Source organism: Mumia sp. ZJ430, assembly GCF_011751845.1.
Classification (GTDB): domain Bacteria; phylum Actinomycetota; class Actinomycetes; order Propionibacteriales; family Nocardioidaceae; genus Mumia.
This window is the reverse complement of sequence record NZ_JAAHFK010000002.1, coordinates 682,778-705,767: the sequence shown is the minus strand read 5'-3', so window position 1 is coordinate 705,767 and position 22,990 is coordinate 682,778. Positions and strand designations below refer to the sequence as shown.

Genomic DNA, 22,990 nt, shown 5'->3' with positions numbered 1-22,990 from the left:
GGCACTGTCGCAAGTTCTCACCCTGGAGGTTCCATGGACACCGGCCACGCAGCCTGGATCCTGACCTCCGCGTCGCTCGTTCTCATGATGACGCCGGCCCTGGCGCTCTTCTACGGCGGAATGACGCGGACCAAGTCAGTCCTCAACATGATGATGATGTCGTTCAGCGCTCTGGGCGTCGTCGGCGTCGTCTACGTCCTGTGGGGCTGGTCGATGTCGTACGGCTCGGAGGACGTCGGCGGCTTCTTCGCCAACCCGTTCGAGCTGTTCGGGCTCGACGGCGTCGAGGGCATCGGCTACATCAGCGTCGCCTTCCAGCTGACGTTCGCGGTGCTGACCGCGGCGCTGATCAGCGGCGCGCTGGCCGAGCGTGTGAAGTTCTCCTCGTGGCTGGTCTTCCTGCCGCTGTGGGTCACGCTCGCCTACTTCCCGCTGGCGCACATGGTCTGGGGCGGCGGATTCCTCTCCGGCAGCGCCGACGGCCTCGCCGCGATGATCTTCGGGACGACCGGCTCGGGCGCCGACGAGGCCGCGACGGTCGCTCCGATCGACTATGCCGGCGGTACGGTCGTCCACATCAACGCCGGTATCGCCGCGCTGATCCTCGTCCTGCTGATCGGCAAGCGCAAGGGCTTCGGCAAGGAGCCGACCCGTCCGGGCAACCTCCCCCTGACGATGCTCGGCGCTGGCCTCCTGTGGTTCGGCTGGTTCGGGTTCAACGTCGGCTCGTACGTCGACGCCACCGGCACGGAGCCGATCTCCAGCGGTGCCGAGGGCTTCATCGAGAACTCGATCGCCTATGCCACCGCGTTCACCGGCGAGGTCGGGCTGGTCTGGATCAACACCGCCGTTGCTGCCTCTGCCGCGATCATCGGCTGGCTCGTCGTCGAGAAGATCCGCGACGGCAAGGCCACCTCGCTGGGTGCCGCTTCGGGCATCGTCGCCGGTCTCGTCGCGATCACCCCTGCGTGCGGCGCGCTCAGCCCGATCGGCGCGATCATCCTCGGCCTCGTCGCTGGCGCGGCCTGCGCCCTGGCGGTCGGCCTGAAGTTCACGTTCGGCTACGACGACTCGCTCGACGTCGTCGGTGTCCACCTTGTCGGTGGTCTCATCGGCACTCTGGGCATCGGCCTCCTCGCCGTCAACGGCGGGCTGTTCTATGGCGACGGCATCAAGCTGTTCGTGGTCCAGGTCTCGATCGCGCTCTTCGCGATGGTCTGGTCGGGGGTCTTCACCCTGATCATCGGCCTGGCCATCAAGGCGGTCATGGGCTGGCGCGTCGCCGAGGAGGACGAGGTGGAGGGCATCGACCTCTCCGAGCACGGCGAGTCGGCCTACGACCTCGCGCCCGCCTCCGGTGTGGCCCGCCCGTCGGTCGCCGCTACGCTGACCCACACCCCTGAAGGAGCCAAGGCATGAAGCTCGTCACCGCGGTGATCAAGCCGCACAAGTGGGAAGAGGTCCGCGAGGCCCTCGAGACTTTCGGCATCACCGGCATGACCGTCACCGAGGCCAGCGGCTACGGCCGCCAGAAGGGCCACACCGAGGTCTACCGCGGCGCCGAGTACGACGTCTCGCTGGTCCCCAAGATCCGGGTCGAGATCGTGACCGAGGACGAGGACGTCAAGGACGTCGTCGACGTGGTCGTCAAGGCCGCCGCGACCGGCAAGATCGGTGATGGCAAGGTCTGGGTCGTCCCCGTCGAGTCCGTGGTCCGGGTCCGCACCGGCGAGAAGGACGAGGCGGCGCTCTGACCGAGGAGCTCAGCGCACGGCGCCGGTCCCGGGCTGATGACCTGGACCGGCGCCTGCGCGACTGCTTCACCAAGGCCGTGTCCGATCTGCCCGAGGCAGGCCGGCGCGGCCTTGCGCTCGTCGCGGTGGGCGGGTACGGACGCGGCGAGATGTCCCCGTTCTCCGACGTCGACGTGGTGCTCGTGCACCGTACGGACGTCCCTGCGGCGCGAGTCGCCCAGGTGGCCGAGCAGGTCTGGTATCCCCTCTGGGACGACGGCGTGGCCCTCGACCACGCGGTCCGCAGCACCGAGGAGATGCTGAGCACGGCCGCCGTCGACTACCGCGCGGCGCTCGGCATGCTCGATGCCCGCGCCGTCGCCGGCGACTCCGCCGCAGTCGTCGCCCTGCGGTCGGAGGTCCTCGCCGCCTGGCGACGTACGGCCAGGACGCGGTTGCCCGAGCTGCAGCGCGCCACCCACGAGCGCGTCGCGCGCGTCGGCTGGCTCGCGCAGTCGGCGATCATGGACCTCAAAGAGTCCGGCGGGGGGCTGCGCGACGGGACGACGATGCGGGCGCTGGTCGCGAGCTGGCTCGTGGACGTCCCGCACCGCGAGCTGGAGGCACTGCGCGCGGCGATGCTCGACGTCCGCGACGTGCTGCACGAGGTTGCAGGACGCCCGACGGACCGGCTGACCCCCGAGCTGGTCCCCGAGGTCGCTGCGGCCATGGGGTACGCGCCCGACCAGCTCGACCTGCACGTCCGTGACCTCGGCCGTCGTACCGCGCACCTCACGACCACCACGTGGCGCCGTCTCGACGCCGTCTTCGCCGACGGCCCGCGTACGAGATCCGCTCCCGGGCCCCGCCTCGACCCGATCGCCCCGGGCGTCGCGCTCGCCGGCGGCGAGATCGTGCTGACCGGCGCGCCTGATCCTGCCGAGGACCCGTTGGTCGCGCTGCGTGCGGTCGCCGAGTCGGCGCGCCGCGGCGTGGCGTTGTCGGCGGCGTCGGCCAGACGGCTGGCGAGCGTGCCGCCTCCGCCCGAGCCGTGGTCGCCAGAGGCGCATCGCCTCCTGGTCGAGACCCTGACGGCCGGGCGTGGGCTGGTGCAGGTCTGGGAAGAGATCGACCTCGCGGGTCTCGTCGACCGGTGGCTCCCCGAGTGGACGCCGATCCGCCTGCGGGGCTCGTCCTCACCGGTGCACCGCTTCACCATCGACCGACACTCGGTGGAGGCCTGTGTCGTCGCCAGCGAGCTCATACGCGATGTCGCACGTCCCGACCTGCTCTGCACCGCTGCGCTGCTGCACGACATCGGCAAGGGCCGCGAGGGCGACCACAGCGAGGTCGGCGCGCCGATCGCCGAGCAGATCGTCCTGCGGTGGGGGTTCGAGCCCGCCGACGCTGCGACTATCGGTGCGCTCGTACGCCAGCACCTCCTGCTGCCGACTCTCGCCACCCGCCGAGACATCGAAGACCCCGACACCGCCGCCAACGTGGCCCAGCGGGTGGGCGATGTCGCGCACCTCGACCTGCTGGCGGCACTCACCGAGTCCGACGCACGCGCGACCAGCCCCGCCGCGTGGTCGGCCTGGCGCGCCGGCCTGATCCGTGGCCTGGTCGCCAAGGCCCGTACGGTGCTCGGCGGTTCGGGTGCGCTCGCGGACCCCTCGTACGAGGGCTGGCCGGCGGCCGTGCCCCTGCCGGACGCGCCACGCGGCGAGCCGTTCACCGTGGAGGTGCGCCCGCACCACGACGGCTCGCTCGTCCAGATCACCGCCGGCGACCGGATCGGGCTCCTGGCCGACCTCGCGGGCGCGCTCAGCGTGGCGGGACAGCAGATCCGGTCGGCGCGCCTGGTCGAGCGGGATGGGCTGACCACCAGCATCTGGGAGGTCACCGACGCCGCCGTCGATCCGGCGCGGCTGACCCGACGGGTCCGTCAGGTGCTGGCGGGCGAACTGTCCCTCGAGCAGCGGATCGGGCTGGGGGAGGCCTCGGCGGCGATCCCGCCCCAGGTGGTCGTCCACGCGGGCTCCTCGACCTCGGCGACCGTGCTGGAGGTACGCGCGCAGGACCGCCGGGGTCTCGTGTGGGCGGTCGCCCGTGCGATCGCCGAGGCCGGGCATGCGATCCGGTCGGCGCACCTGTCGACGTTCGGTCCGCAGGCGCGCGACGTGTTCTACGTCGTGGCGCCGGGCGGCTCCGCCCTGCGCGAGCCCGAAGCGGCCGAGCTGGCCGAGCGGATCCGTGCGCTCCCGCTCTGACGAGGTCGTACGAAAGACGCCTGCGGGGTCCGGGCTACAGGCGAGCGGCTAGGCTTGAACGCACGTGCCGCGACCCGCGGGACCCGTCACGACACCTGAGGAACGGCTGTCTTGTTCGACACACTCCAGAACCGCCTCCAGACCACCTTCCGCAACCTGCGCGGCAAGGGCAAGCTGTCCGAGGCCGACATCGATGCCACCGCCCGGGAGATCCGCGTCGCGCTGCTCGAGGCCGACGTTGCCCTGCCCGTGGTCAAGGAGTTCGTCGCCCGGGTCAAGGAGCGTGCCCGCGGCGAAGAGGTCAGCCAGGCCCTCAACCCGGCCCAGCAGGTCATCAAGATCGTCAACGACGAGCTCGTCAAGATCCTCGGCGGTGAGACGCGTCGCCTGCGCCTGGCCAAGAACCCGCCGACCGTCATCATGCTCGCGGGCCTCCAGGGCGCGGGCAAGACGACGCTCGCCGGCAAGCTCGGCCTGTTCCTCAAGAACCAGGGCCACTCGCCGATGCTCGTCGCGGCCGACCTCCAGCGGCCCAACGCGGTCAACCAGCTCCAGGTCGTCGGCGAGCGCGCCGGCGTCGACGTCTATGCCCCGCAGCCGGGCAACGGCGTCGGTGATCCCGTCCAGGTCGCGAAGGGCGCGCTCGACGAGGCGCGCAAGACGCTCCACGACGTCGTCGTCATCGACACCGCCGGTCGCCTCGGCATCGACGAAGAGCTGATGAAGCAGGCGTCGGATATCCGCGACGCCACCGATCCCGACGAGGTCCTCTTCGTCGTGGACGCGATGATCGGTCAGGACGCCGTCCGTACGGCAGAGGCTTTCCTCCAGGGAGTCGACTTCACCGGCGTCGTGCTGTCGAAGCTGGACGGCGACGCCCGCGGTGGTGCGGCCTTGTCGATCGCGGAGATGACCGGCCGTCCGGTGATGTTCGCCTCCAACGGCGAGAAGCTCACCGACTTCGACATCTTCCACCCCGACCGGATGGCCTCGCGCATCCTCGACCTCGGCGACATGATGACGCTGATCGAGCAGGCCGAGAAGGCGTTCGACGTCGAGCAGGCGCAGAAGACCGCCGAGAAGCTGGCCGGCAAGACCGGCGACTTCACTCTGGAGGACTTCCTCCAGCAGATGCAGGCCGTCCGCAAGATGGGCTCGCTGAGCAAGATCCTCGGCATGCTGCCTGGCGCCGCTCAGATGAAGGACCAGCTCGCGAACTTCGACGAGCGCGAGATCGACCGCATTCAGGCGATCATCTACTCGATGACCCCGGCCGAGCGTCAGAACCCGAAGGTCATCGACGGCTCGCGCCGCGCCCGCATCTCCCGCGGCTCCGGTACGCAGGTCAGCGACGTCAACCAGCTCGTCGACCGCTTCTTCGAGGCGCGCAAGATGATGCAGCAGATGGCCAAGGGCGGCGGCATCCCCGGGATGCCGGGGATGCCGGGGATGCCCGGCATGGGCGGCAAGCGCGCCGGAGCCCGCCAGCAGGCCAAGAAGGGCAAGGGCAAGGGACGTCGCGTCTCCGGCAACCCCGCCAAGCGGGCGGCCGCGGCGCAGGGTGAGGTCGCGAAGCCGGCAGCGGACGGTGCGTCCGCGTTCGGCTTCGGCGGCAAGCCGCAGGCCGACGGCGACATCGAGATCCCCAAGGAGCTCCGCGACCTTTTCTAGGCCGCACGCCGCTCCGCCCCCCCGTACGTACCCGTGCCCGTGGTGAAAGCAACCTGACGTTCTCGCGATTGCGAAAACGTCAGGTTGCTTTCACGACGCGGACGGCGAGCTGGTCAGGACGCGGGGAACCACCCGGCCCGACCGAGTTGTGCGGGCGCCTGCGCGAGGCCGAGCTGGTCCGAGACCCACGTCCCCGTACGCGCGACCTGCTCGGGATCGACGCCCGTCTCGTAGCCGCTGCGGTGCAGCAGGTAGAGCAGGTCCTCCGTCGCGATGTTGCCTGTCGCGCCAGGGGCGAACGGGCAGCCGCCGATGCCGCCGGCTGACGCGTCGAGCACGCTCACGCCGGACTGCACGGCGGCGATCGCGTTCGCGTAGCCGGTGTTACGCGTGTTGTGGAAGTGCGCGCGCAGCGGCAGGTCCGGCGCGAGATCGGCAAGTCCCGAGACGAGACCGACGACCTGGCCGGGCACGCCGACGCCGATCGTGTCGGCGATCGCCAGCTCGTCGGGCGCGTCGTCAAGGACGGCCTTCGCGACGTCGAGCACTCGCCCCGACGGAACCTCCCCGTCGAACGGGCACCCGAAGGCCGCCGCCAGGATTACCGACGTACGCAGCCCGGCCCCGCGTGCCACCGGGGCGATGGCGTGCCAGGCCGCCACCTGGTCGTACGTGCCGACGCCCTGGTTGCGGACGGCCAGCCCCTCTGAGGCGACGACGACCACCGTGACCTCGTCACACCCGGCGGCGATCGCACGGTCGAGCCCGCGCCGGTTGAGCACCAGCCCGATCGCGCTCAGCCGTGGGTCGTCGCGCACCAGCGCCATGAGCGCCTCGGCATCGGCCATCTGCGGCACGCGGTCGGGCCGGGCGAAGGCTGTCACCTCGATGCGCCGTACGCCGGCGTCGAGGCTGCGCCGTACGAGCTCGGCCTTGACCGGCGTCGGGAGGATGCGGGCCTCGTTCTGGAGCCCGTCGCGCGGAGCGACCTCCACGATCTCGATCGCTGCGGCGTGGCGGGATGTCATAGTGCGTCCTCCTGGGGAAGGCTGGGAGCGGCGAGTCTATCTGATATACGATCTGATCCATGTCTACCGAGCAGACTCCTGGCGCCCTCGCCGGGGTACGTGTCATCGAAGCCGGCCAGCTCCTGGCCGGACCCTTCGCCGGTCAGCTGATGGGAGACCTCGGCGCCGACGTCGTCAAGGTCGAGGCCCCCGGTGTGGGCGACCCGATGCGGCAGTGGGGCCGTGAGAAGCCCCACGGCCACTCGCTGTGGTGGCCCATCGTGGCGCGCAACAAGCGCTCGGTGACCCTCGACCTGCGCCGTCCGGAGGGCCAGGAGCTGTTCCTCCGCCTCGTCGAGCACGCCGACGTCGTCGTCGAGAACTTCCGGCCCGGCACGCTCGAGCGCTGGAACCTCGGCTACGAGCGTCTCAAGGAGCGCAACCCCGGCATCGTGCTCGTCCGCGTCAGCGGGTACGGGCAGACCGGGCCATACTCCGAGCGCGCCGGCTACGGCTCCATCGGCGAGGCCATGGGCGGCCTGCGCTACATCACCGGTGAGCCGGACCGTCCGCCGTCGCGGACCGGCCTGTCGATCGGCGACTCCCTCGCCGCCACCCATGCGACGGTCGGCACGCTTGCCGCCCTGCTTCACCGCGAACGGACGGGGGAGGGGCAGGTCGTCGACAGCGCGATCTACGAGGCCGTCCTCGCGATGACCGAGAGCCTGGTCACCGAGTGGGACGTCGCCGGCTACCAGCGCGAGCGGACCGGCCCGATCCTGCCGAACGTCGCGCCGAGCAACGTCTATCCGACCGCCGATGGGCACACGATCCTCATCGCGGCCAACCAGGACACCGTCTTCACGCGGCTCGCCGCGGCGATGGGGGAGCCGGAGCTCGCCGAGCTGCCCGAGTACGCGACGCACGGCGCTCGTGGCGCCCGGCAGGAGGAGCTCGACCAGCGGATCGCCGCGTGGACGGCGAAGCACGACGCCGAGGAGCTCCTCGTCCTCCTGCACGACTCCGGCGTCCCCGCCGGGCGGATCTTCCGCGCCGCCGACATGCTCGAGGATCCGCACTACGCGGCTCGTGAGGCGATCGTCCGCGTGCCCGACCCGACCTTCGGCACCCTCGCGATGCCCAACGTCGTCCCGCGGCTGTCGGGCACGCCCGGCAGCGTCCGGTGGACGGGGCCGACGCTCGGCCAGCACAACGACGAGGTGTACGGAGACCTCCTCGGCATCGCCGCGGACGAGCGTACGGCGCTTGCCGAGGCCGGGGTGATCTGATGGACCGCGGCGACGACTACGCCGCAGCGGGGTTCCTCGGGCGCGTCGGCTTCGGCACCCGCCCGGCGGTCGTCGTCGTCGACGTCGTCACGGCCTACCTCGACCCGGCTTCGCCGCTGAGCGACGCCGGCGGCCGGTTCGAGAGCGCCCGTGCGGCCAGCGCGCAGCTCGTGGAGATCGCGAGGGCGCACGACGTCCCGGTGGTCTTCACCGAGGTGCGGCTCACGACCGACGGGGTCGACGGCGGCCACTTCCGCCGCAAGGTCCCCGCGCTCGCCGCGTTCGAGCCCGGCTCGCCATGGGCGGAGTTCCCCGAATCGCCTGCTCCGCTGCCCGGCGAGGTCGTGATCACCAAGCAGTACGCCTCGGCGTTCTTCGGCACGTCTCTCGCGTCGACGCTGCGCTTCTGGGGGGTCGACACGGTGCTCGTCGTCGGCTTCTCGACCAGCGGGTGCGTCCGTGCGACCGCGACCGACGCGCTGCAGCACGGGTTCCGCCCGATCGTCGTCGACGAGGCCTGTGGCGACCGCGACGTGCAGGTGCACGCGCACAACCTCTTCGACCTCGACGCGAAGTACGCCGACGTCGTGCCTCTCGCAGACGCGGTCACCTACCTCCGTACCCCGACACCGACCCCCGACCCCCGAGAAGGAGCCATGCCGTGACCGAGCAGGCTGTGACCGAGAAGGACCTGTACGACGAGGCGCTGGAGTGGACGAGCTTCGCCCCCGCCGGCGCCGAGCAGAAGGCGGAGATGGTGATGCTCCGCGCGTCGGCCGACGCCACCTCCCGTACCGTCCTCGTCCGCTTCCCCGAGGGGTGGAAGCGGGCGATGACGGGACACCAGCCCGCGGGCGAGGAGATGCTCGTCCTCGAGGGGGCGCTGGCGATGAGTGGCGAGACGTGCCGCCCGGGATCGCTGCTCGTCGTGGAGCCGCGGGCGACTCGTTCGCAGACCGGTACGCAGGTCGAGACGCGGGCGCTGGTGTGGTTCAGCGGTGCGCCCGGCGGCTGGGCTGAGGGGCCGGCCGACGATGCCGGCACGCTCGGCGTGCACACGGTGGCGTCGGGTGCGGTACGACCTGCCGGCGGTGCCCTCCCGGGCTCGGTCGAGGTGCTCGACGGCGCCGAGATCAGCACCTTCGCGGCGGACGTCGACCTCTACTGGACGGCGGAGCGCCGCTGGGCGCACGTTCCAGCCGGGGAGGCCGCGCCTGCGTACGACGGCCCGGTCGTCGTACGCCACTGGGCCTGACGCCCCTCGGACCCTGTGATCGGTGCGCCAGCGTCCATGCCGCGCAGGCGTTTGGACGCTGGCGCGCCGACGGGTCAGCCGCCTGCGAGTGCCTTGCGCGCGTCGTCGTCGTACGTGACCGCGGCCCACCGCAGGATCAGCACGCTGGCGAACAGCGGCGGCACCAGCGCGAGGAACGCGATGTTGATGGAGCCGGTCGCGTCGGAGACCACGCCGATGAGGAACGGTCCGAGCGCGCCACCGAGCGACAGCAGGAACTGCACGGCGGCGAACCCGAGCCCTCGGCGCGAGGCGGGAACGACGTCGGCGGACGCGGCCGTGAGGTTCGGGATGGCCCCGGCGAAGCCGACGCACGCGAGGGCGACGAGGCCGATGCGCAGCGCGACTCCGGGGAGGACCACGACGCCGGTGATCGAGAGCGCGCCGACGAGGAGGAACCAGAGGCTGACCCGGATCCGCCAGCCGGCCTTCACGCCGTGGCCGCGGTCGCCGATCCGGCTGCCGAGGATGATGCCGATCACGATGCCGACACCGCCGACACCGCCCGCGACGCCTGCCGCCGTGTCGTACGCCATGTCCTCGGTCCGCTCCAGCAGCGTGGGGAGCCAGTAGAAGAGCCCGCCGAGCCCGAGGTAGAGCAGCGCCAGGCTGAGGGTGATGCCGCGCAGCGAGGTGATCTGGAGGACCGCGCGAGCTTCGGCGAACATCGACGTCGGTGCAGCCGACGCGGCCCCTTCGGTCGTGGGCTCGGTGTCGCCCATGCCCCGGAGGCGGTCGATCCGGTCGCCGATCCCACGGACCGGCTCGCGCACCGTGAGGACGAGCGCGGCCACGAGCACGCCGGGGATCGCCACGATGAAGAACACCGCGCGCCAGTCGAGCGCCTCGGCCACGGCACCACCGAGAGCGACGCCGACCGGCAGGCCCATGTAGTAGCCCGCACGCTCGAGTCCGAACGCCTTGCCGCGGGTGCTGCCCGGGAAGTAGTCGGCGAGGAGGCTCGACGCCGGGGGGTTGTAGAGCTGTCCGGCAGCGCCGAGAAGGATGCGGATGACGAAGAACATCGCGAACGTCGTCGCGAGACCGCTGGCTACCGAGAACAGCGCCCAGGTGAGCACCACGAGCGCGACGATCCAGGTCCGCCGCCCCTTGTCGGCGAGCCGACCGGCCGGCAGGAGCAGGACGACCGCGGCGAGCGACGCAGCGGTCGGGATGGCGCCGGCCCAGGTGTCGCTGAAGCCGAACTCCTCCTGGATGGCCGGGAGGGCGCCGGCGATCAGGTTGACCTCGATCCGGTCGATGAACGCGACGAGCGCGATCACGATGGCCGCCCACCAGCCGAACGGCGCCGGGCGTGCCAGGTCGACGTCCATCGGAGGGCGACCGACGAAGGCCGTCAGGGGTACCGTGCCCAGAGCAGTGGCCGCCGAGGCAGTCTCCTCCTGCTCAGGTGGGCGATCGTCGGTCGGCTGGTTGCTCACATCCGGCTCCTGTCATCGGGCAGAGCAGCGTCGGGGAACGTCTCTGAGAAACTCTAGGGGAGAATCGTAGAAGGATATATGGTTTCGCCCATGACTGTCGTACGCGTCGCCGCCGTCCAGCTCGCTGCCAGCGAGGACGTCGCGGCCAACCTCGCCTCCGCGGTCCGCCTCGTCGAGGACGCGGCCGGACAAGGGGCCCAGCTGGTCGTTCTGCCGGAGTTCGGCAACCACGTCTCCTGGTACGCCGATCGCGAGCACGCCCGCCGCATGGCCCAGACCCTCGACGGCGACTTCGTCCGTACGCTCGCTGCCACGGCCGCGAAGCACCGGATCCACCTGCTCGTGAACTGCACGCTCGCCCGCGAGGACGGCCGCACGACGGGGAGCAACATCCTCATCGGCCCCGACGGCGAGGTCCTGGCGACGAGCGACAAGCAGGTCCTCATGGGCAGCGAGCGTGATCACCTCGATCCCGCGACCGAGGCCTCGCCGGTCGTCGAGACGCCGCTCGGCCGTCTCGGCCTCTACTCGTGCATGGACGGCGTGATCAACGAGACGCCTCGTCTGCTGGCGGTCGGCGGCGCGCAGCTGCTGCTCAACAGCCTCAACTCGTTCGCGCTCGACGAGGCCTCGCTCCACGTCCCCGTACGCGCGGTCGAGAACCGCGTCTGGGTGGTGGCGGCCAACAAGGTCGGACCGCTCGTCCCCGAGCACAGCATCAACACCGTCGCGCAGGCGGTCGGAGTCCCGGTCGAACGTCTCCACGGCGCGGGGGAGAGCCAGATCGTCGCGCCCGACGGGACCGTCGTCGCACGCGGCCCCCTCGCCGGCGAGGCGGTCGTGATCGCCGACATCGACGTCTCGGCGGCCGACGACAAGCGGCGCCCGGACGGCACCGACGTCCTAGCGGTGCGGCGCCCGGATCTGTACGGCCCGATCGTCGCGCCGCCGCACGGACGCCGTGCTCCCGCCGGCTCCGCGTCCCTGCTGACGGCCGTGATCTGCCCGGCCGACGGGGACGACGTGGTCGCCCTCGTGCGCGAGGCCGTCGAGGGGGGAGCGCAGCTCGTCGTCCTCCCCGAGCTCGCGGCCTGGCCTGGTGGGATCGTGACGGACGAGGTGACGCCGCGCTTCGATCCCGATGCCCTCCGTGCTGTGCTCGCCGACACCACCGCGACGCTCGTGACGACGGTACGAGACGGGGACCAGCACGTCGGCCTCGCCATGGACGCTCGCGGCGTCGTCCTCCGCCAGCCGCAGCTCCACTCAAGTGCCCGCCACGCAGAGTGGGTGACCCGCCTCGGCGAGGCGCTGGAGGTGATCGACCTCCCGTGGGGCCGCCTCGCCCTCGTCGTGGGCGATGACGCTCTGCACCCAGAGACGTTCCGCCTCGCCTCGCTGCAGGACGCTGACGTCGTCGCCGTGCCGTTCACCACCGCGGCCGCGCACGACCTCGACCTGCTGCTGCTCGAGCGGTCGGCGGAGAACCGCCTCAACCTTGCCGTCGCCTCCAGGCCCGGTCCGTTCGGGGCCGGGATGCTCGTCCCGCTGTCGTCGGACTTCACCCTCTGGAGCGGGAGCTGGCAGTTCGACGGCGTCATTAGTCGGCCCCAGCCGGTCATGTCGGAAGGGTCCGTCACCGCCGCCGCGCTCAGCCCGGAGCAGGCGTCCAACCGGTTCGTCTCACGCGGGACCGACGTCGTCGATGGCCGCCCGTGGGCGATCGCCGACGCGCTCGTGAAGCCCTAGGTGGTGCTGCTCAGGCGGAGTCGGCGACCGCGCGGTTGCCGAGCGCGGCCATCAGGGAGCGCTCGCTGCCGTCGAGGTGGGCGATCCACGCCTTCTTGAACGCCGCCGACTTGCGCGCGCGGGCGAGCTCGAGCAGCTCGCGGTGCTCGTCGATGCGGTGCTCCTTGGTCTCGGGTGCGTGGTCGAGATCCTCCATCAGGAGGTGCAGGTAGCGGTCGGCCGAGTGCCACAACAGCTCGAGGACGTTCTTGTCGGCGGTGCCCATGACGTCGGAGAGCAACGTGGCGTGGAAGGCGTGGTGCGCCGCTGCGAGGGCGGCCGGCTCGCGCTCGATCGCGACGTACTCGTCGAGCGCCTGCTCGGCCTCGGTGACCAGCTCGTCCGTCATCTGACGGGCGGCCTTGGCCGCGAGGTCGCCCTCGATGAGGCGCCGCAGGCGGTAGATATCGGCGAGGTCCTCCGTGCTCAGGGCGGCGACGAGCGCCGACCGGCCCGGGCGCAGGCTCACGACGCCCTCGCTCTCGAGACGACGAAGCGCCTCGCGTACGGGGATGTGGCTCACGTCGTACAGCTCGCAGAGCTCGACGATGGAGACCGATGAACCGGGCTGGATCTCGCCGGTGAGGATCGACGCGCGGAGTTCGCTGGTCACGCGGTCGACGAGTGACACGTGGGCGATCGGCCGGGCGGTGCGGTCGGATCGGCTACGTCGTGCCATGCGGGTGCTCCTCTATGAGTCAGATGACGCGTGTGCGTCTACATCATAGATTCTCGCAGGCCAGGTCGTTCTTAGCGATGAACACGTGGCACAACCCCAAGTTGATATTGTATATTCTCTACCACCTTGAAGGAGGTGGATCAGTGGTCGAGGCTTCGACGTTCCGCGACGTGCTGGCCCAGTGGCCCAGCGGCGTCACCATCGTCACTACCGTCGTCGACGGTGTGCGGCACGGCATGACAGCGAGCTCGTTCTCCAGCGTGAGTCTCGATCCGCCGTTGGTCTCGATCTGTCTGGACCGGCGGCTCTACAGCCACGGCCTGGTCGAGTCCAGCGGTGTCTTTGGGATCAGCGTCCTCGCGAAGGACCAGGCCGAGGTGGCGCGCCGCTTCGCCGGGATGGCCGGTGAGGTTGCCGACCGTTTCGACGGCGAGACGTGGTCCACAGCTGCTACCGGGGTCCCGTTGCTCGACTCAGCCCTCGGCTGGCTCGACTGCCGGGTCCTCCACGCCTATCCGGGCGGAGACCACACGATCTTCGTCGGGGAGGTGCTCGCGGGCCACGCCGCCCGTCGTACGGCACCTCTGCTCTTCCATTCCCGCGGATGGGGCCAGTTCGCCGACGTCCTCCCCGACGTCGCGACACTCGCCGACAGCGGTCTCGTCACCTCGTTGGCGGCACGCGGCGAGGTCGGCGACTCGGTCCACCGGACAGCCCGCCACGTCCGCCGCTCGGGCATCCGCGTGCGTGTCGCCGACCTGACGGCCGGCGCGTCTCTTGAGACCTTCCCGTGGGGGAGCGGCGCAGCGGTCGACAGCGCGGATGCCGCTCACCGAAGCGCGCTCGTGGAGTCCGCGGCGCAGGCGCGTCGGGCAATCGACCGGGGCATCTCGGTCCTCGAGGTCAGGGCCGACGGCCACGACCCCCGCTCGGTCGAGCGTGCCGCCGTGCTCGCCCGGGAGCTCGCGGGCGATGACGCCGCGACGGGCCGCGTCGTGATCCTCGACGACGCGTTCGCCGTGGCCGGCAGCGAGTCGGCGCTCGCGGCGATCGACGTGCTCGCGCACTCGGGCGCCACCGAGATCTGCCTCGACGACACCTCCGGCTCGGCGACGCCGCTTCAGGTGCGGGCCCTCCTGCAGGACGCCGTCGGCCTCGCCCGGCCCGTCCCGCTCCGCCTCCGGCTGCGTGACAAGGACCGGCTCGGCCTGGTCAACGTGCTCACGGCGCTGAAGTCGGGAGTCCACCACTTCGACACCACGCTCGGCGGCCTCGACGGCGCCGTCGCAACCGAGGACCTCGTGCGCCTGCTCGGGACCCTCGACGTCACCACCCCCGCGGACGCCGTGGCACTGGACCGCCTCGCGCGCCGCCTCCGAGAACACCCGCCCGGCTCCTCGGCCCCGCCGTCCCCGCACGGTTCGCCCGCGAGCACCTCCCATCCCACCCCAATGCCTTCCCTGTAGGAGCTGATGACGGCCATGCTGACCGCCGAACACCTCTTGACCGACCTCAGCCCCGAGGAGCGCGAGCGCGCTGCCCGGGTCGAGGCGATCCTCCCCGCCATCCGTGACGCCGCCCAGGAGGCCGACGCCCGTGGCGCGTTCCCCGAGGGCCACGTCAAGCTCCTCGCCGAGGCCGGGCTGCTCGGTCTTGTCGTCCCGAAGGAGTACGGCGGCCTCGGCGGGGGCCTCCGTGACCTCGTCGCCACCACGTACGCGCTCGGGACGGTCTGCGGTTCGACCGCGCTCGCGTACTTCTTCCACTGCTCGGCATCGTCGCGCGGGCTGCTGCCGCTCGCTGCGCTCGAGGCCGGGCTCTACACCGACGACGAGGCGGACGAGGTCCGTGCGTTCGCCGAGCGTGTCCTCCACCTCATGGGCACCGAGGAGCGCTGCCTCGCCAACTTCGCGAGCGAGGCCGCCAAGGCGAGCAACGCCAACGTCCTCATCTCGACGACGGCCACGCCGGTCGAGGGCGGCTGGCTCCTCAACGGCGAGAAGTCGTTCGGCTGCCTCTCCGGCACCGCCGACTTCTACCTCGTCACCGCGCGCCGTGCCGACATCGACGGCATCGACGGCATCTCGCTGTTCCTCGTCGCCCGCGACTCCGAGGGCATCCGCCCCCGGCAGGAGTGGAGCGGTCTCGGCATGCGGGCCTCGGACAACTTCGGGCTCGTGATGGAGGACTGCTTCGTCCCCGCCGACCACGCGCTGGCGGTGCCGGCGGGCTTCGCCCGGGCGACGTCGATGTCGCGCGGGTCGTGGGTCGGCAACCAGATCGCGATCGCGGCGATCTATGCCGGCATCGCGAAGGGTGCCTGGGACTACGCCTTCGAGCGGACCATGAAGGCCAAGTTCGCCGACACCGGCAAGCCGATCGCGTCCTCGCCGATGCACCAGGTGCTGATCGGTGAGGCCCAGCACGACCTGACCGACATGCACCTGTGGCTGCGCTACCAGGTCGAGCTCGAGTCGAGCGACCCGCCGATCCTGCCCAAGCCCGAGGTCGTCAAGAACTGGAAGCTCGCCAAGGGGTCGGTTTGCGAGAAGGCCTTTGCCGTGGCGGTCGGATCGTTGAAGATGTGTGGAACGTCCGGTGCGTTGATGGACAACGTCATCGGCCGCGCCGTGCGTGACACCGCGATGGGTCTGGTCCAGGCGTTCCCCGCCGAGCGGGGTCGCCTCGACCTGGCTCAGCTGCTCGTCAGCGACGAGTCGTGGATCGGCCTGACCACGCCCGACGCGGTGGACGCGAAGGCGAAGGCGGGACAAGGATGACGAGTACGGCGCACGGTGGGGCGATCGCCGCGGTGACGCTGCCAGCCCTGGTCGAGGTGGTCGCGGGTGAGGTCGCTCCCGCGACCGGCACCCTCGACCTCGTCCTCGAGGATCCGTCGACCGGAGAGTCTCTGGGGCACGCCGTCGAGAGCGCACCGGACTCCGTGGAGCGGGCCCTGGCCGCTGCCGACGCGGCCCACACCAGCGAGACGTGGTCGTCGACGTCGCCGGACGAGCGGGCCGCCCTCCTCGACGCCGTGGCGGTCGCGCTCGAGGCCCGCCAGTCCGAACTGGCGGCGCTGGAGGCGTTCGCGACCGGCGTCCCGGTCCGTCAGACCTCCATCGTCGGCATGATCGTCCCGGGTGCCTTCCGCCTCGCCGCCGAGATGCTGCGGTCGGGGACCCTGGTCGATGCGCCGGTGACGGGCGCGAACGGTCAGGCCGTCGAGGTGCTGCGCCTGCCGGTCGGGCCCGCGATCTGCCTGGTCCCGTGGAACGCGCCCGCGCCGATGGCCGCGCACAAGGTCGCGAGCGCGCTCGCCGCAGGCTGCCCCACGATCCTCAAGCCCAGCGAGTACGCCCCGTACGCGACGACGCTGCTCGGCACTACGGTCGCTGAGGTCCTGGCCGAAGCCGGGGTCGACGGTGGGGTCTTCCAGCTCCTCCAGGGTGGACCGTCCGTGGGCGGAACGGTCGTCACCGACCCGCGCATCCGCGCCGTGTCGTTCACCGGTGGCGCTGTCGGAGGACGTGCGGTCGCAGCCGCGTGCGCCGAGAAGCTGGCCGCGCTCCAGCTGGAGCTCGGCGGCAACAACCCGCTCGTCGTGATGCCCGACGCCGATCCTGAGGCGGCCGCGCACGCTGCCGTCGACCTGCTGACCACCCTCAACGGCCAGTGGTGCCGCGCGCTCGGACGCTTGATCGTGCCCGAGGCGATGGCCGACGAGGTCGTCGAGCTGGCGCTCGAGCGGCTGACCGCTCTCACCGCGGGGGACCCGCTGGACGAGGCATCAGATCTCGGCCCGATCGTCCACTCGGTCCACCGGGCCCGCCTGGAGTCGGCGCTCGAGGCGCTGGGCACCGCCGGCGGCACTGTCCACCGCGCGACGCCCGTCCCCGACACGGGCAACTACCTGGCGCCCGCACTGGTGACCGGCGTGCCGGTCGCGGCTGCCGCGGAGGAGATCTTCGGCCCGATCGCGACCGTGCACACCTACGCGACCGAGGACGAGGCCCTCGCGCTCGCCAACGGCACGTCGTACGGGCTTGAGGGATACGTGGTCGGCACCGACACCGACCGGGCGCTCGCGCTCGCCCGCCGCGTGCGTGCCGGCGAGGTCAAGGTGAACGGCTCGACGATCATGAGCCTGCACCTCATGACGCCGCGGCCGGCGTGGGGCCTGTCGGGGCTCGGCGAGGAGGGCACGGTGGAGACGATCCGATGCTTCACCAACGCCCGGGTCGTCGGGGTCGAGGGCAGCTTCGCGCTGCACGGGCGATGACCGGCGCCACCTCTCCCGCCGCCACCCTCCGTACCCTGCTCGCCGGTGACGAGGTCGTCCACCTGCCCGGCGTGTACGACGCGGTGACCGCGCGGCTCGCGGTGGTCTCCGGCGCACGCGCCACCTGTCTCTCGGGCGCGGTCGCGTCGGCGGTCGGCCTCGGCCTGCCGGACCTCGGCTTCGTGCACGGCAGCCAGATCGCCGCGCGTGCCCGTGAGGTCGTCCCGGCACTGGACGACGTCCCGCTGCTCGCCGATGCCGACACCGGCTACGGCAACGCGTTGCAAGCGCGGCACACGACGCGCGCGTACGCGGCGGCCGGCATCGCAGGGCTGCACCTGGAGGACCAGGTCGCCCCCAAGCGGTGCGGTCACATGACCGGCAAGGCTGTCGTCGGGCTTGCCGAGGCGGCGGGCCGGGTCCGTGCCGCGGTCGAGGCGGGCACCGACGTCGTGATCGTCGCCCGTACGGACGCGCTCTCGGTCGACGGTCTCGACGCCGTCGTCGCGCGGGCCCACGCGTTCGTCGCGGCGGGTGCCGACGCCGTGTTCGTCGAGGGCGCAGGCCTGTCTGAGCTGCGCGAGGTCTCGGCGGCGCTCGGCGGCGAGGTGCCCCTGGTGATGAATCGTTCTGAGGCGGCCGGCGCGATCGAGGGTCCCGATGCGGGCCATCCCGATGACGGGACCCTCGCCGAGCTCGGCGTACGCCTCGTGATCCACCCGGTCTCCGCACTGCTGGCTGCTGCCCGAGCGGCAGCCGACACGTACGCGGCGATCGCCCGCACCGGCCATGCCGGTGCCGTCCCACGGATGGCGTGGGACGACCTGACCGAGCTCGTCGGGCTGGGAGACCAGCTCGTCCTGGAAGCGGCGTACGCCGAGGAGGCAGCACGATGACGAACGACATCCTGGTCGTGGGAGCGGGGCCCGTCGGACTCACCACGGCGCTCGTGCTGGCGCAGGCCGGTCACGCGGTGACCGTGCTGGAGGCGGGGGAGTCACTGTCCGCGGAGTCGCGGGCGAGCACCTACCACCCGCCGACGCTGGAGATGCTCGCCGACCTCGGCGTGCTCGACGCGCTGCGGGAGCACGGCATCGTCTCCCAGGCCTTCCAGTACCGCGACCGCCAGGACGGCCCCGTCGCTGAGCTGGACCTCGGCATCCTCGCCGACGACACCCCGTACCCGTTCCGGGTGCAGTGCGAGCAGAGCAAGCTCACGCCGATCCTGCTGGAGCGACTCCGGCAGCACGACGGGTGCACGGTCGAGTTCGGTGAGCCGGCGACGTCGGTCACGCAGGCTGACGACCGGGTCACCGTCACCAGCGCCAGCGGACGTTCCTGGACCGCCGACTGGGTGGTCGGTGCCGACGGCGCGAGCTCGGTCGTACGCAAGAGCACCGGTGCGGAGTTCGAGGGCATCACCTACCCGGAGCGCTTCCTCGTCGTCTCGACCACCGAGGATCTGGCGGCCGTGCTCCCCGGCATCGCCGACGTCAACTACGTCTTCGACCCGACCGAGTGGCTGGTGCTGCTGCGGACCCCGGAGCACTGGCGCATCCTGTTCCCGACCGACCCCGACAGCCCGGCCGACGCCGAGGTCGCCGACGCGCGCGTCCAGGAGCGCCTGCGCGGCGTCGCCGACCTCGGCCGCCCGTGGGAGCTGCTCCACTCCTCGCTCTACCTCGTCCACCAGCGGGTCGCCGAGCGCTTCCGTACCGGCCGGGTCGTGCTCGTGGGCGACGCGGCGCACGTCAACAACCCGCTCGGCGGGATGGGCATGAACAGCGGCATCCACGACGCGGTGCTCACCGCTCGCGCGCTGGTGGCGCTGCTCGCGGGGGAGGCCGACCTCGACGCGCTCGACGTGGTGCTCGCCGGTCGCCGGGACGTCGCACTGTCCTACGTCCGTACGGTCACGCACGACAACTGGAAGCAGCTGCGCGAGCAGGACCCCTCCGCGCGCGCCGCGCACCACGCCGAGCTGCGCGCGCTCGCCGCGGACCCGGTGGCAGCGCGGGCATACCTGCGCCGGACCTCGATGATCGACTCGCTGCGGCCGCTCGAGCCGGCGGGCGACGCGCTGTGACGATCGCGGCCACCGGCTCGCGCCGCGAGAACCCCGCCCGTACGAGCGAGGTGGTGGGGGAGGTCGTGTTCGACGATCCGGCGGCAGTCGACCGCGCCGTCGGGCGTGCCCGTGCGGCGCAGGCGACGTGGCGCGACCAGCCGGTGGCCTCGCGGTCAGCGGCGCTGCGGGCAGCCGCCGACCTGCTCGATCCGGTGCTCGACGACGTCGCCGCGCTGATGGCGCGCGAGACCGGGAAGCCGCTGGCCGACTGTCGGGGCGAGGCGGGCTTCGCCGTCACCGTGCTGCGCTGGGTCGCCGCGCGCGCTGAGACGTTGCTCGTCGACAGCGAGATCGACGACGCCCAGGGACGGCTCGTGCTGCGCCACCGGCCGTACGGGGTCGTCGCTGCCGTCACGCCCTGGAACGCCCCCGTGATCCTCGCCATGCTCAAGGTCGCTCCGGCGCTGGTCGCGGGCAACGCCGTCGTCGTGAAGCCGTCACCGCTCGCGCCGTTCGCGGTCGAGAAGGTCGTCGCCACGATGTCAGCCGTCCTGCCTTCCGGCCTGCTCCAGGTCGTCCACGGCGATGCCGAGACCGCGACCGCACTGGTCGGGCACCGCGGTGTCGACCGGGTCGCCTTCACCGGCGGCGACGTCGCGGGGCGTGCACTCGCCCGTACGGCCGCCGGGGCGCTGACACCGTCGCTGCTGGAGCTCGGCGGCAACGACCCGGCGATCCTGCTCGCGGACGTCGAGCTGGACGAGTCCATCGCGGAGCGCCTGCTGATGGCCGCGTTCGCGACCAGCGGGCAGGTCTGCATGGCGATCAAGCGCCTGTACGTCCACCGGTCGCGCTACGACGAGGTAGTCACGGCCCTGCGTGCCGCGGCCGACCGGATCCTGCGCGTCGGCGACCCGTTGACCCCCGGCGTGACGATGGGGCCGGTCGTGAGCGCGGCCTCGGCCGAGCGCGTACGGGCACTGGTCGACTCCGCAGCGGCGGCGGGCGCGGAGGTCGTCCCGATCGGGACCATCGACCCCGAGGCGCGGCTCGACGAGGGCTACTACGTTCTGCCGACCCTCGTTCTGGGTGCGTCGGACTCGGACGACGTCGTCGCGACCGAGCAGTTCGGTCCGACCCTGCCGATCCTCGCGTTCGACGCCGAGGAAGAGGTCGTCGCGCGCGCCAACGCCGGCGAGCTGGGACTCGGTGCGTCGGTGTGGTCGGTCGACGAGCAGCGCGCCTTCGACCTGGCCGCGCGGCTCGACGCGGGCTTCACCTTCGTCAACACGCACAACCGGACGGGCATGTCGTTGCGGGCGCCGTTCGGGGGCGTCAAGCGGTCCGGATGGGGGAGGGAGTACGGCGACGAGGGGATCTTGGAGCACGTGCAGACCTGTGTCGTCCATGCGCCTGCGGCCTTCAGGGCGGGCGGCGAGGGGCTCGGCGCGACCGCGTATCCGTCCTGACAGCACGTCATCAAGATTCGGTTACGTCTCCGGACATCAGCGCCGAGCGGGCCGCCGGTCGGGTCAAGATTCTCTTCCCGAACTCTGTCCGTCCAGGGTATAGATCATATATAGTCTCAACGTAACGTGAATCACGTCGCACGACACGTAAGGAGCCCCCGTGAGCCAGAGTCTGAAGTACGTGCAGGAGCACCTCGACGAGTCGGGCCCGACCGACGTCAGCGAGACCTTCGCGACCTGGTTGGCCCTCGTCGAGCGTCTCAAAGACCGGGTCGCTGAGCGGTTCGAGCTCGAGCGCGACCCGTCGTCCGAGGCGCTCGAGGACTTCGGCGGTGACACCGGCGCCAAGGGCCGCGTCCGCACGTACGCCGGCCCCGAGATCGACTGGATGGTCCACTCCCACATGGAGAACGCGACCGCCGGGTTCTGCAACGTCCACCTGACGATCTGGCTCGGTCCGCAGGTCAAGGTCCCGCACTTCGGCATGGCGCTCGGCTGCTTCCCGCAGGGCTGGTTCTTCCTCGACTCGGTGCCGCGCAGCTATCTCGTGACCGACACCGACTCGTTCGACCGCTACTACGAGCCTGTCAACGCTCGCTGGGAGCAGCTCCAGAACGAGAGCTTCCTCGAGCCGTTCGTCAGCCGTTCGGCCTTCGTGCGCGCCGGCCTCTCGCCGACCGCGTTCTGCCACATGGCGCCCGCCGGCGAGGAAATGACCAAGCTCGTGACCGAGGTCGCTGAGGAGCACCTCGACCGCTGGCTCGGGTGGGTCGACGCCGCGGAGGCCGTTCCGGTCGCCGAGCGCGCCGCACTGGCGGCCGACGATGAGGCGATCCGCCGCAACATCGCCGAGCGTGACCCCGCCAACGTGATGGGCGACCGTTACTTCGGCGCCGAGACGACGCAGCGCCTCGTCCGTGCGCTCTGGGGCGGCGACCGCACGCTGCCGCGCGCTCACGAGCACGAGGTTCACTCGGCACGATGAACGACCCCGTCCTCGCCCGCGCGCTCCGCACGGCCGTCCGCATCCCGGGAGCCGAGGCTCCGTACGACACGGCGCACGTCACGGTGCGCTACCCGGCGCTGCCCGCGACGACGACGGCCGAGCGGATGAGCGGCCGTCTCGCGGCGGACCCGGCGGGTGCCCCGTACCCGCTGGCCGTGATCCTCTCGGGCGTCAACGTCTGCGCCGACGCCTACGCGTGGTTGGCCGTGCGGCTGGTCGAGGCCGGCTTCGTCGCGGTCACGTACGACTGGGTGGGGGAGCTCTTTCCTCCCAGTGAGCACAGCGCGGGCGAGTACGGGCTGACGCCCGGTGTCGACCTCGGCACCGTCGGCCCGGACACCTACGGCAGCGGGCCGACGACCCAGGCGTTGCGTCCGGTGCTCGGCGCCGTCACGGCGCTGGGGGAGTCCGGCCCGCTCGCGGGGCTCCTCGACACCGGCGCCGTCGCGCTGTTCGGTCACTCGGCCGGCGGCACCGTGGCCCTGCAGTCGGCGAGCCCGCAGTGGTTCCCCGAGGTGCGCGCCGTCGCGACGTACGGTGCCCACACGAAGGCCTCGCAGATGCTCGGGCACCCGCCGAGCACCCTGCTGCCGGCGCCGGTCGAGGCACCGGTCATGCTGCTGGCCGGCACGGCGGACGGTGTGGTCGCCGCCAGCGCCATCCGGTACGGCGAGGACCCGGACGCTCCCGCTCACGACCCGATCACGGCGACGTGGGAGCGGGCGCTCCCGTCGACGACCGAGGCCTGGCTCGTCCACCTCGCGGACGCGACGCACATGCTCGCGATCCACCCCGAAGACCCCACCACGGCACGCGGTTTCCTCGAAGACCCGTCCACCGGTGACGCCGCCGCCCAGCGCGACGCGCTCGCCACCACCGTCACCTCGTTCCTCCGCGCGACCGTGCGCGGGGATGTCGAGGCCAAGAACGCACTGGAGCTGCTGGCGGAGCAGCCCCGCTCGGAGATCGCCGAGATTCGGCGACGCTAGGAG

At 71.6% G+C, this 22,990-nt stretch carries 19 protein-coding genes; 16 read left to right on the top strand and 3 right to left on the bottom strand.

Annotation, left to right across the window (positions count from 1 at the left end):
- Window positions 1-33 precede the first annotated feature (33 nt).
- The 4 genes from HCT63_RS09930 (at window position 34) to ffh (ending at window position 5,674) form a co-directional block, all read left to right on the top strand.
- Window positions 34-1,419, top strand: a complete 1,386-nt coding sequence (locus tag HCT63_RS09930; RefSeq protein ID WP_167003670.1) for an ammonium transporter — start codon at window positions 34-36, stop codon at window positions 1,417-1,419.
- Window positions 1,416-1,754: a P-II family nitrogen regulator gene (locus HCT63_RS09925; protein ID WP_149770640.1), complete on the top strand. Its 339-nt coding sequence runs from the start codon at window positions 1,416-1,418 to the stop codon at window positions 1,752-1,754. Before HCT63_RS09930 ends, HCT63_RS09925 begins: the two co-directional genes overlap by 4 nt.
- Window positions 1,688-4,003 (top strand): [protein-PII] uridylyltransferase, encoded by a 2,316-nt coding sequence (locus HCT63_RS09920; RefSeq protein WP_167004915.1) that lies wholly within the window; start codon window positions 1,688-1,690, stop codon window positions 4,001-4,003. Before HCT63_RS09925 ends, HCT63_RS09920 begins: the two co-directional genes overlap by 67 nt.
- Before the next feature lie 111 nt (window positions 4,004-4,114).
- A complete protein-coding gene (ffh, locus tag HCT63_RS09915) occupies window positions 4,115-5,674 on the top strand; it encodes a signal recognition particle protein (protein ID WP_167003668.1) in 1,560 nt (519 codons plus the stop codon).
- A 113-nt stretch (window positions 5,675-5,787) separates the two neighbouring features.
- Here ffh and HCT63_RS09910 read toward each other — a convergent pair whose 3' ends face one another.
- Window positions 5,788-6,702 carry a hydroxymethylglutaryl-CoA lyase gene (locus tag HCT63_RS09910; protein WP_167003666.1) on the bottom strand — a complete coding sequence of 305 codons (915 nt, stop codon included), beginning with the start codon at window positions 6,700-6,702 and terminating at the stop codon, window positions 5,788-5,790.
- A gap of 59 nt (window positions 6,703-6,761) precedes the next feature.
- Here HCT63_RS09910 and HCT63_RS09905 point away from each other — a divergent pair, with 59 nt between their 5' ends.
- Genes HCT63_RS09905 through HCT63_RS09895 form a run of 3 tightly spaced genes read left to right on the top strand, consistent with a single transcriptional unit; the run spans window position 6,762 to window position 9,225 of the window.
- Window positions 6,762-7,970, top strand: coding sequence for a CoA transferase (locus tag HCT63_RS09905; RefSeq protein ID WP_167003665.1), 1,209 nt, complete (start codon window positions 6,762-6,764; stop codon window positions 7,968-7,970).
- Window positions 7,970-8,635 carry an isochorismatase family protein gene (locus HCT63_RS09900; protein ID WP_167003663.1) on the top strand — a complete coding sequence of 222 codons (666 nt, stop codon included), beginning with the start codon at window positions 7,970-7,972 and terminating at the stop codon, window positions 8,633-8,635. The genes HCT63_RS09905 and HCT63_RS09900 overlap by 1 nt, the downstream gene beginning before the upstream one ends.
- Entirely contained in the window at window positions 8,632-9,225 is a 594-nt protein-coding gene (locus tag HCT63_RS09895) for a hypothetical protein (protein ID WP_167003661.1), read from the top strand. Before HCT63_RS09900 ends, HCT63_RS09895 begins: the two co-directional genes overlap by 4 nt.
- 74 nt (window positions 9,226-9,299) lie before the next feature.
- On the opposite strand, the gene HCT63_RS09890 is transcribed toward HCT63_RS09895, so the two are convergent.
- The gene (locus HCT63_RS09890; protein ID WP_167003659.1) at window positions 9,300-10,706 is read right to left on the bottom strand and encodes an MFS transporter; all 1,407 of its coding nucleotides are present in this window, start codon (window positions 10,704-10,706) and stop codon (window positions 9,300-9,302) included.
- Window positions 10,707-10,796: 90 nt separating this feature from the next.
- On the opposite strand from HCT63_RS09890, the gene HCT63_RS09885 reads away from it, so the two are divergent.
- Complete coding sequence (locus HCT63_RS09885; RefSeq protein ID WP_167003657.1) at window positions 10,797-12,455, top strand: carbon-nitrogen hydrolase family protein; 1,659 nt, start codon at window positions 10,797-10,799, stop codon at window positions 12,453-12,455.
- Between the two features lie 10 nt (window positions 12,456-12,465).
- On the opposite strand, the gene HCT63_RS09880 is transcribed toward HCT63_RS09885, so the two are convergent.
- Entirely contained in the window at window positions 12,466-13,173 is a 708-nt protein-coding gene (locus HCT63_RS09880; RefSeq protein WP_167003655.1) for a GntR family transcriptional regulator, read from the bottom strand.
- 143 nt (window positions 13,174-13,316) lie between these two features.
- On the opposite strand from HCT63_RS09880, the gene HCT63_RS09875 reads away from it, so the two are divergent.
- From HCT63_RS09875 to HCT63_RS09840, 8 genes are all read left to right on the top strand, one after another.
- Window positions 13,317-14,639, top strand: coding sequence for a flavin reductase (locus HCT63_RS09875; RefSeq protein ID WP_208322360.1), 1,323 nt, complete (start codon window positions 13,317-13,319; stop codon window positions 14,637-14,639).
- Between the two features lie 6 nt (window positions 14,640-14,645).
- Window positions 14,646-15,953: an acyl-CoA dehydrogenase family protein gene (locus tag HCT63_RS09870; protein ID WP_167003651.1), complete on the top strand. Its 1,308-nt coding sequence runs from the start codon at window positions 14,646-14,648 to the stop codon at window positions 15,951-15,953.
- On the top strand, window positions 15,950-17,455 hold the full coding sequence (locus HCT63_RS09865) for an aldehyde dehydrogenase family protein (protein WP_167003649.1): 1,506 nt from the start codon (window positions 15,950-15,952) through the stop codon (window positions 17,453-17,455). The genes HCT63_RS09870 and HCT63_RS09865 overlap by 4 nt, the downstream gene beginning before the upstream one ends.
- Window positions 17,452-18,351 (top strand): isocitrate lyase/PEP mutase family protein, encoded by a 900-nt coding sequence (locus HCT63_RS09860; RefSeq protein ID WP_167003647.1) that lies wholly within the window; start codon window positions 17,452-17,454, stop codon window positions 18,349-18,351. Before HCT63_RS09865 ends, HCT63_RS09860 begins: the two co-directional genes overlap by 4 nt.
- Complete coding sequence (locus HCT63_RS09855; RefSeq protein WP_167003645.1) at window positions 18,348-19,541, top strand: NAD(P)/FAD-dependent oxidoreductase; 1,194 nt, start codon at window positions 18,348-18,350, stop codon at window positions 19,539-19,541. Before HCT63_RS09860 ends, HCT63_RS09855 begins: the two co-directional genes overlap by 4 nt.
- A complete protein-coding gene (locus tag HCT63_RS09850) occupies window positions 19,538-20,992 on the top strand; it encodes an aldehyde dehydrogenase family protein (protein ID WP_208322359.1) in 1,455 nt (484 codons plus the stop codon). The genes HCT63_RS09855 and HCT63_RS09850 overlap by 4 nt, the downstream gene beginning before the upstream one ends.
- Window positions 20,993-21,152: 160 nt before the next feature.
- Window positions 21,153-21,977, top strand: a complete 825-nt coding sequence (locus HCT63_RS09845; RefSeq protein ID WP_167003643.1) for an oxidoreductase — start codon at window positions 21,153-21,155, stop codon at window positions 21,975-21,977.
- A complete protein-coding gene (locus tag HCT63_RS09840) occupies window positions 21,974-22,987 on the top strand; it encodes an alpha/beta hydrolase (protein WP_167003641.1) in 1,014 nt (337 codons plus the stop codon). The genes HCT63_RS09845 and HCT63_RS09840 overlap by 4 nt, the downstream gene beginning before the upstream one ends.
- The last annotated feature ends 3 nt before the right edge of the window (window positions 22,988-22,990 follow it).